Source organism: Streptomyces sp. NPDC058872, assembly GCF_042743065.1.
In the GTDB taxonomy this organism is placed as follows: Bacteria; Actinomycetota; Actinomycetes; order Streptomycetales; family Streptomycetaceae; genus Streptomyces.
Genome location: NZ_JBHYMK010000116.1, coordinates 1 through 9,319 on the forward strand (window position 1 = coordinate 1; position 9,319 = coordinate 9,319).

Genomic DNA, 9,319 nt, shown 5'->3' on the forward strand with positions numbered 1-9,319 from the left:
GTCCCGGGCACCGCGGCTCACGGGGTCGGGTCGAGGGCGTCGTAGCGGCGGAACCCCCGGCCGTGCAGGGCGAGCAGCCCGACCGCGAGGACACAGGCGACTCCGCCCCCGACGACGGCGACCGCCGGCGAGGTCAGGTTCGCGACGGAGCCCGCGAGGAAGTCGCCGAGCCGGGGCCCGCCCGCCACGACCACGATGAAGACGCCCTGGAGCCGGCCGCGCATCTCGTCCGGCGCGGCGACCTGCATCATCGTGTTCCGGAAGATCATCGAGACGGTGTCGCAGTAGCCCGCGAGGGCCAGCAGCAGCAGCCCGAGCCAGAGGTTCCGGGTCAGCCCGAAGACCGTGATGGCGGTGCCCCAGCCGGCGACGGCGAGCAGGATCGCCTGCCCGTGGTGGCGGATGCGACCCTGCCAGCCGGACAGGACGCCGCCGAGGAGCGCGCCGAAGGCGGGTGCCGCGACCAGGAGTCCGGCGGTCTTCGCGTCTCCGCCGTACCAGAGGACGGCGAGGGCCGGGAACAGGGCGCGGGGGTGGGCGAGGATCATCGCGCAGAAGTCCGAGAAGAACGTCATGCGGAGGTTGGGTCGGGTGGCCAGGAACCGCAGTCCGTCGAGGACCGAGGCCCGCTTGCCCCCGGACCGCTCGGGCAGCATGGCGGGCAGCCGCCACATCGCGTAGAGGCTCGCGGAGAAGGCGACGGCGTCCACGAGGTACGCGGTCTGGTAGCCCGCGAGGCCGACGATCAGACCGCCGAGGCTGGGCCCGACGAGCGTGCCGAAGGTCATGACCATCGAGTTGAGCGCATTGGCCGCGCGCAGCTGCTCGGGCGGGAGGAGCCGGGGGATCATCGAACTGCGGGCCGGCGAGTTGAGTGCGGCGCACACGGCCTGGAGGGCGACGGTGCCGTACAGGAACCAGACGTGGTGGAAGCCGGCGAACGCGGCGGCCGCCAGGGCCACGGACAGCACGGCGGAGCCGCTCGCACTGACGAGGCCGAGTCTGCGGCGGTCGACGGTGTCGGCGATGGCGCCGCCGTACAGGCCGAAGACGATCAGCGGGACGAGGGAGAAGAGCCCGACGAGGCCGACCGAGAAGGACGAGCGGGTGATGTCGTACACCTGGAGGGAGACGGCGAGCGCCGTCATTCCCTGCCCGACCCAGGAGACGGTGCTTCCGAACCAGAGGCGTCGGTAGTGCGCGGAGGTGCGCAGCGGGGTGAGGTCGGCCAGGACCCTGCGACGGTCCTGCTCCTGGGCCGCGGTCACGCGAGGTCGTACCGCAGCTCGGGGCGCTCCCAGTGGATGCGCCCGGCGGCCGGCACGGTTCCGGTGCGCACGGCGCCGGTCCGCAGGTAGAACTCCTCGGCCGGCGGGTGGGCCACGACCCGGACGGACCGGAGCCCGGCGGCCTTGGCCTGTGCGGTCATGTGCTCCATGAGGAGCCGTCCTATGCCGAGGCCCTGGGCGCCGTCGGCGACGAAGGCGAGGTCGAGCTCGGCCTCGTCGACGAGGAGCGCGTAGAAGCCGAGGACACGGCCGTCGTCGGTGTCGTCCGCGGCCACGAAGACGGGGTGGTGCTCGATGTACGGACCGCCGACCTGGTACCCGGCGACCATGGGGGCGTAGTCCCCCCGGTAGGCGCCGGATTTCCGGACGAGCCGGGTGAGCCGCTGCGAGTCGACGGCGGTGGCGCGTCGGATGGTGATCTCGGGCATGGAGCGAGTATAGGGATGAGACGGGCCAGTGGTCCTTACCTTTCCCGAGGTGCACCCGCCCGCCCGGGACCGCCCGGCACGCCGGCCGTCCGCCCCTCCCGCCGACGCCCCCGTGGACGGGTGCGTCGCGACGGGTCAGCGGGGGGTGGCACAGGAGGTGAGGTCCTCCGGCGCGACGCCGTCGAGGCGGGCGGCGAGGGCGTCGAGCCCCGCCCGCAGCGCGCGGATCTCGTCCAGACCGAGGCCGGTCGCCGCAGCGATCCGGCGCGGAACCCCGAGCGCCGCCTCCCGCAGGGCGGCCCCGTCGTCGGTGAGGCGCACGGTGACCGACCGCTCGTCCTCGGGACTGCGGCGCCGCTCGACATATCCGGCCGCTTCGAGGCGCTTGAGCAGCGGCGACAGGGTTCCCGAGTCGAGCCGCAGCCGTTCGCCGATGCCCTTCACGGACAGTTCGCGGTGCTCCCAGAGCACGAGCATGACGAGGTACTGGGGGTAGGTGAGCCCGAGCTCCTTGAGGGCCTCGCGATAGACGCCGTTGAAGGCGCGGGTCGCCGCGTGGAGCGAGAAGCAGATCTGGTGGTCGAGCCGGAGGAAGTCCTCGTCCGGGACGGTGTCGAGCGTCTCCATGGCTCCAGGATACGCGAGCCTCCCGACGCACGATTAAGTTGTGCACAATCAAATTGTGCGCTATTAATAGATGCAGCCGCGCCGGACCCCGGCGCAGCCGCACCGGGACGCCTCGGGACCGGGACCCAGAAGCCAGGAGGACGGAAGACCATGGACGCGATCTACACCGCTGTCGCCACCGCCAACGGACGCGAGGGCCGCGCCGTCAGCTCCGACGGCCACATCGACCTCCCCCTCGCCCACCCGCAGGCCCTCGGCGGCAACGGCCAGGGCACCAACCCGGAACAGCTCTTCGCCGCCGGGTACGCGGCCTGCTTCACCAGCGCCATGGGACTGGTCGCCCGCCAGGAGAAGATCGACATCTCGGAAGCCTCCGTCACCGCCGAGGTCTCCATCGGCAAGGACCCCGCGGACGGCGGCTTCGGCCTGGCCGTCGTGATGCGCGCCGAGTTCCCCGACCACCTCCAGGGCGAGGCGGGACTCGCCCTGCTGGAGAAGACCCACGCGTTCTGCCCGTACTCCAAGGCGACCCGCGGCAACATCCGGGTCGAGCTCGTCGTCGAGTAGTTTTCTGTTGGTTCTCATCCGCCCCTGGGGGTCATCGACCCACCGGGGGCGTTCGGTTGTGAGTTTTCACGTTCGGGCACGGGGGATTCGTCTGCCGTACGACGGGCAGTCATGGGACGGCTGCCGGGCAGTGGTCCACGGGCGCTCTCCTTGGGGCGCCCGTCGGCCGGTCCGGCCGACCACCGCGCGACCGCACCCGCACGGCACGGACACCCGCACGTCCACCGCCCGCACTCACACCGGAGGAGAAATCCCCCCATGGTCGACCTCAACCGCCGCCGGTTCCTCCAACTGACCGGCGGCGCCGCCGCGCTCACCCTCCTCTCGGAGAGCATCGCCCGCGCCGCCGCGATACCGGCGCAGGGTTCCACCGGGACGATCCAGGACGTCGAGCACATCGTCGTCCTGATGCAGGAAAACCGTTCCTTCGACCATTACTTCGGGTCGATGAAGGGCGTACGGGGCTTCGGCGACCCGCGTCCCGTGACGCTGCCCAGCGGGAAGTCGGTCTGGAACCAGGCCGACGGCAAGAAGGTCACGCTCCCCTTCCGGCCGTCGAGCGACCAACTCGGCATGGAGTTCCTCCAGGGCCTCAACCACGACTGGGCGGGCGGCCACAAGGCCTTCAACGGCGGCGCGTACGACCAGTGGGTGCCGGCCAAGACCAAGGCCACGATGGCGTACCTCACCCGCGAGGACATCCCCTTCCACTACGCGCTCGCCGACGCCTTCACCATCTGCGACGCGTACCACTGCTCGTTCATCGGCTCCACCGACCCCAACCGCTACTACCTGTGGAGCGGTCACACCGGCAACGACGGCACCGGCGGCGGCCCCGTCCTCAACAACGCGGAGGCGGGCTACGGCTGGACCACCTACCCGGAGCGCCTGGAGGCGGCCGGAATCTCCTGGAAGGTCTACCAGGACGTCGGTGACGGCCTGAACGCCGCCGGCTCCTGGGGATGGATCAACGACGCCTACCGGGGTAACTACGGCGACAACTCGCTCCTCTACTTCAACGCCTACCGCAACGCCCAGCCCGGCAACCCCCTGTACGACAAGGCCCGCACCGGCACCAACGCCAAGGCCGGCGAGGGCTTCTTCGACATCCTGCGCGCCGACGTCCAGGCCGACCGACTGCCCAAGATCTCCTGGATCGCCTCCCCCGAGGCCTTCACCGAGCACTCCAACTGGCCCTCCAACTACGGCGCCTGGTACATCTCCCAGGTCCTGGACGCACTGACCTCGAACCCGGACGTGTGGGCGCGGACCGCCCTGTTCGTCACCTACGACGAGAACGACGGCTTCTTCGACCACGTGGTCCCGCCGTACGTGCCCGGTTCGGCCGCGCAGGGCCTCTCCACCGTCCCGACCGCACTCGACCACTTCCCCGGCAGCATCGGGTACGCCGCCGGTCCGTACGGCCTCGGCCCCCGCGTCCCGATGATCGTCGTCTCCCCGTGGTCCACCGGCGGCTACACCTGCTCCGAGACCTTCGACCACACCTCGGTCATCCGCTTCATGGAGAGCCGCTTCGGGGTGCACGAGCCCCAGATCTCCCCCTGGCGGCGGGCCGTCTGCGGCGACCTGACCTCGGCCTTCGACTTCACCCGCAGCCAGACCCAGCCGGCAGCGCTGCCGTCGACCGACGGGTACTACCCGCCGGACCGCAACCGCCACCCCGACTTCCCGGCCACCGCCCCCAGGGTCGGCACGATGCCGCGCCAGGAGCCCGGCGCCAAGCCCACCAGGCCTCTGCCGTACGCCCCGTACGTGGACGGCGCCGCCGACGCCTCGGCCGGCACCTTCCGCCTCTCCTTCAGCGGCGGCCCCGACGCGGGCGCCCAGTTCTACGTGACCTCGGCGAACCGCACGGACGCCCCCTGGACCTACACGACGGAGGCGGGCACGTCGATCGCCGACACCTGGAACACCAAGTACTCCAAGGGCCTCACCGACCTCACGGTCCACGGCCCCAACGGCTTCCTCCGCCACTTCCGCTCCCCCGGCACGACCGCGGTCCCCGAGGTGACGGCCCGCCACGACGCGGCCACCGGAAACCTGGACCTGACGTTCAGCAACGGGACCACCACCGAGGTCGGCCTCACCCTGACCGACGCCTACACGGGCTCCGTCCAGACGGTCACGGTCCCCGGGGGGACCACGGCGACCCGCACCGTCGTCCTGTCCTCCGGCCACCGCTGGTACGACGTGACGATCACGTCCTCCGCGTCCGCCGACTTCCTCCGCCGCCTCGCCGGCCACGTGGAGACGGGCGCCGCGGACGTCACCGACCCGGCCGTCCTCACGTACTGACCCTTCCCACGGGGATGCCGGAGACCGGTTGCCGGAACCTCTTGCAGCGGTCGGGCCCTCGGAGCCGCTCCGGCGGGTGAGTGGGGGCCGCGACACCCCGGACGCGGCCCTTCCGGGGGCGGCCCGTGCCCCTCGACCGGGCGGGTGCCGCCCGGTCGAGGGGCGGGACGCGGACCGCGTCCCGCCCCTCACGACGATCAGTCGCCGATCTGCGCTTCGATCTGGTCCGAACCGGCGACGGCGCCCGCGAACAGACGCACCTCGCCGATCCGTCCGGGCAGGAAGTCGCCGTAGTACCAGTCGATCCAGGCACTGCCGACGTGGACGGACCCACTGCCCTTCAGCGCCGTGAAGGGCTTGTCCGTGCCGTTCTGGTCACGCCCGACATAGAGGCTGATCGTTCCGGCGACGGGGTCGTGCACGCCCGTGAGCCGCACCGTGGTGTCCAGGGCGGCCACCTCGTCGGAGACCACGGATTCGAACCCGCCCTCCCAGTCCGGACGGTGGGTTCCGAAGTGCCACTTGCCGACCGGGACGATCCGCTCGTCCCCGGTGTTCTCGTCGAACACCGTGTCCTTGCCCGTCACCTCGAACCACAGGCCCCAGGAGATGCCGTCGTTGGCGCCCTGCGCGGCCACCGCACCGGCGTAGCCGATGGGTTTGTCCGCCAGGGCCGCGCTGTCCACCGCCACGGTGGCGGTCATGGTGAACGCCCCCGTCCCGTCGAAGGCCGGCTGGCTGGCCGTGCCGGCCCGGGCCTCGACCCCGTCGAACACCATCACGTCGCCGACCAGGTTCGCCCCGTCCTTGAGGGCGAGGTCCAACCCGTAGCCCGAGCCGGTGTCCGGGACGTCGGTGCCGCTGCCCTGGTCGGCCCGCCAGTCCGCCACGAGCTCCAGGCCGGCGTGACCGGCGGAGACGAGCAGCTTGGCCTCGTCCGCGATCTCCTGGGGAGTCAGGACCCGCTGCCAGACCGACACTTCGTCGATCGACCCCTGGAAGTTGTCCACGAAGTTGTCGGCGTAGACGGTCCGGCCGATCTCCATCGGGCCGTTCGAGGACCACGGGGTGCCGGCGTCCACGGAGGCGGTCTGCTTGCCGTTCACGTACAGGTACACCCTCTTGGCGGTCGCGTCATGGACGCCCGCCACATGGGTCCACACGCCCTTGGGGTACGAGTCCGTGGTGATGGCCTCGCGGGACCAAGCACCTTCGGTCGAGAAGACGCGCAGGCTCCAGCGCCCGCCGTAGGAGATGATGAACGGGCTGTACTTCTTCGTCCACGGCGATGCCGTGTCGGGGGTCTGGCTGAGGACGGACACCGTCTTCGTCGAAGCCGGGTCGACCCACACCCACGCCGACACCGTGTACGAGGACCTGGTCTCCAGGACCCGTTCCCCGGTGGAGGCGTATCCGGTGGTGCCGTCCAGCCTCAGGCCCTTGTCCGTGACGGGAGTGGCCAGCGGCACGCCCGAGGCGTCGTGGGTGATCAGACCGCGCCGGCCGCGGTCGTCGCGCGTCGCGCCGGTGGCCAGGGTCGCGGGGTGCCGGGTCGTCCCCGCCGTCGCCGAGTCGAGCGCCGGGCCGGACGCCTCGTCGAAGTGGTACCGGGCGATCGGTGCCTGTCCCGCCGCGACCAGGAAGTCCACCGCGTTCCAGGCACCGTAACGACCCAGGCTGTCCATGGCCCGCGCGTAGAGCGTGAACGTGCCCGAGCGCTCCGGGGTCAGCGAGACCGTGGCGGTCGAGCCGCTCACCGTCGGCCACGTGCTCATGGACGAGAGGGTGTACTGGTACGACACGATGTTGGTGTCGCCCGCGGCGGGCTTGAAGGAGAAGGTGCCCTTCGTCCCCGGTCCGCCCTTGGCCTCGCACAAGTTGGGCGTGCAGTTGGTGTAGGGGCTCCCGAACGTGATCTGCGGAGCCTGCGGTGCGGTGGAGTCGACCTTGAAGTAGCACCAACCCGTGGTGGAGGCGTTCGAGGGCCCCGACAGGTAGCTGGCGCCACCGCTGTAGTACGACCGGGTCCAGACCCGGTACCGGTACAGCTTCCCGTCGGTCAGCGTCGACCACGACAGGGTCTGTTTGACGTTGTCCCCCACGTAACCGGTCGACGGGCGCACGTCGCCGTTTCCTTCCGGCGTGTCCGACCAGGTGCCGTCGGCATTCTTGTGATCCAGGTCGTAGACGAGGCGGAGCTGGGCGCCGGATTCCCCGCCGCTCTCGGTCTGCGCGGTCGCCGTCAAGGCGGGAGTGGGGTCGGAGACGACCGACGGGTTGCCCTCGGACGTGGAGCAGACCGTGCCCGAGCCGGTGACCAGGCCGATCCCCGTCGGCTTGGCCGGCTTGCCGACGAAGTCCACGGCGAGCACGGCGTCGTTCTTGAAGCGCTTCCAGGCCGAGGTGTCGGTCTCGTCGTGGGCGCGCAGCTCCAGGGTCAGGCGGGAGAAGTCACCGGCCGCGAAGCTCCTCACCGTCGGGGTGAGGTTCTCGTTGGTCTCCTCCGGATTGTCGTGGAACTCGATCGGGGCGTCCGGGGAGTCGGGGTCGCAGAGCGATCCGCGGCCCGCCGAGACGTACCGGTCGACCATCCAGTCGAGTTCCTTGGGACGACCGGACCAGGTCGTCGAGGAGGAGATGTTGTCCGTGCGCACGAGGTCCACCCAGCGCGGCTCGCACTGGAACGCCCAGGGCTCGGTCACCCGGAACGTGGCGTCGAGGACGTGCTTGCCCTTGAGGTTGGCCGGGGAGAACTCGAAGTAGAGCCGCTGCACGTAGCCGGGACCGCAGTAGTAGCCGTTCCAGCTACCGCACTTGCCGGCACCCTGACCGTTGTCGTTGGTGCCGTTGCCCCAGCCGTAGCTGGTGTAGCCGTCGGAGCGCAGCAGCGTCCGCTCCGACTCGCCCCAGGTCACCGTCGGGTCGATGAACAGCGGGAAGTCGGAGGCCGCGGTGGAGGCCAACATGGTCGCGTCCGGCAGCACGGACAGGCTGTCCTTGGACACCCGGACGTCCATCCGGGCGACCTCGTCCCCCTGTCCGGGCTCAAGGCCGCGACCGGAGGCGGACGCCTCGGCCGCGTCGGCCCGGGCCAGCCGGGGCGCGGCACGCTCCGCGACCTTCTGGCGCTCCACCTCGGCCGCGGCCCTGCCCGCCGAGTTCCACATCTGGGCCGTGGGCGCGCGGAACACGGTGCGGCCCGCCGCGTCCACGGCGTCGAGCGCGCCGCGGCTGTTCTTGCGCACGCTCAGTCCCTGCGTGCTGAGTCCGAAGTCGAGGGACCGGAGCTTCTTGTTCGCCGCGGCCTCGGGGGTCTTGACGACCAGGACGTGTTGGAAGCCCTCGGTGGTGGCCGTGACCTTCAGGTCGACACCGGCGAGGACCTCGCGGTACAGGGCGCTGGCGCCGTCGAGCACCGGCACGGGCAGCGCGCCGGGCCAGTCGAGCGCGAGCGACCTCCCGCTCTCGGCGATCGACACGAGCGGTTCCTCGTCGCCGCCCCCGGAGAAGGTGATCTCCGCCGCGGCGGCCTTCGGCCCCACGGAGCCGTCCGCCCGACGCTCCAGGGTGGGGTCCGGGCTCCGCCAGCCGCCCCCGGGCGCCTTCACCCGCACCGGCACCGAGGCCTCCTCCAGGGTGAAGGAGTACCCGTCGGGGTTGGCGTAGACGGTGGAGCGCTCGGAGCGCTCGCCGGTCACCTCGACCCGTCGACCGGACTCCTTGGCGGCCGCGAGGGCCCGGTCCCCCTCGGACTGCTTCCCGGCCTGCTCGGTGGCTGCCGCCGCCGGCGCCAGCGCCGGGAGCGCCGTCAGCAGGGCGGTCGCCGTGGCAGCAGCCAGCAGGCTTCGCACCCTTCCCCGATCGATACGTTTGAGACGATGTATTCGATTCAACTTCCCACCCCTGTACGTTATTTGAACGAGCTGCGACTCTCACCCGCGGAGCGTGGTTAGTCATAGACATGCCAGCAACGTGTGACGGAACCGTGATCAACAAGGTGGGGACGAAGGAACGATCCGGTCATCGGGGCACGGACGTGCGGAGCCCGCAGCGGCCCCGCCCCCTCGGTCCGACCGGTGGGGGCGGGGCCGC

The 9,319-nt window shown here is 71.1% G+C and carries 6 protein-coding genes; 2 read left to right on the plus strand and 4 right to left on the minus strand.

From position 1 onward, the window contains the following. Window positions 1-17 precede the first annotated feature (17 nt). From ACFW22_RS35200 to ACFW22_RS35210, 3 genes are all read right to left on the minus strand, one after another. Window positions 18-1,268, minus strand: coding sequence for an MFS transporter (locus tag ACFW22_RS35200; RefSeq protein WP_386412722.1), 1,251 nt, complete (start codon window positions 1,266-1,268; stop codon window positions 18-20). Beyond that, entirely contained in the window at window positions 1,265-1,717 is a 453-nt protein-coding gene (locus ACFW22_RS35205) for a GNAT family N-acetyltransferase (protein WP_386412725.1), read from the minus strand. Before ACFW22_RS35205 ends, ACFW22_RS35200 begins: the two co-directional genes overlap by 4 nt. Window positions 1,718-1,852: 135 nt before the next feature. Further along, complete coding sequence (locus ACFW22_RS35210; RefSeq protein WP_386412727.1) at window positions 1,853-2,344, minus strand: MarR family winged helix-turn-helix transcriptional regulator; 492 nt, start codon at window positions 2,342-2,344, stop codon at window positions 1,853-1,855. A 150-nt stretch (window positions 2,345-2,494) separates the two neighbouring features. Here ACFW22_RS35210 and ACFW22_RS35215 point away from each other — a divergent pair, with 150 nt between their 5' ends. Further along, window positions 2,495-2,911: an organic hydroperoxide resistance protein gene (locus ACFW22_RS35215; protein ID WP_384877776.1), complete on the plus strand. Its 417-nt coding sequence runs from the start codon at window positions 2,495-2,497 to the stop codon at window positions 2,909-2,911. Between the two features lie 258 nt (window positions 2,912-3,169). Continuing rightward, window positions 3,170-5,227 carry a phosphocholine-specific phospholipase C gene (locus ACFW22_RS35220; RefSeq protein WP_386412731.1) on the plus strand — a complete coding sequence of 686 codons (2,058 nt, stop codon included), beginning with the start codon at window positions 3,170-3,172 and terminating at the stop codon, window positions 5,225-5,227. A gap of 197 nt (window positions 5,228-5,424) precedes the next feature. On the opposite strand, the gene ACFW22_RS35225 is transcribed toward ACFW22_RS35220, so the two are convergent. Then, the gene (locus ACFW22_RS35225) at window positions 5,425-9,078 is read right to left on the minus strand and encodes a LamG-like jellyroll fold domain-containing protein (RefSeq protein ID WP_386412734.1); all 3,654 of its coding nucleotides are present in this window, start codon (window positions 9,076-9,078) and stop codon (window positions 5,425-5,427) included. Between the last annotated feature and the right edge of the window lie 241 nt (window positions 9,079-9,319).

Excerpts from the sequence above, each read along its gene's own strand:
- ACFW22_RS35205 (WP_386412725.1), bottom strand. The coding sequence starts at position 1,717 with ATGCCCGAGATCACCATCCGACGCGCCACCGCCGTCGACTCGCAGCGG.
- ACFW22_RS35210 (WP_386412727.1), bottom strand. The coding sequence starts at position 2,344 with ATGGAGACGCTCGACACCGTCCCGGACGAGGACTTCCTCCGGCTCGAC.
- ACFW22_RS35215 (WP_384877776.1), top strand. The coding sequence starts at position 2,495 with ATGGACGCGATCTACACCGCTGTCGCCACCGCCAACGGACGCGAGGGC.
- ACFW22_RS35220 (WP_386412731.1), top strand. The coding sequence starts at position 3,170 with ATGGTCGACCTCAACCGCCGCCGGTTCCTCCAACTGACCGGCGGCGCC.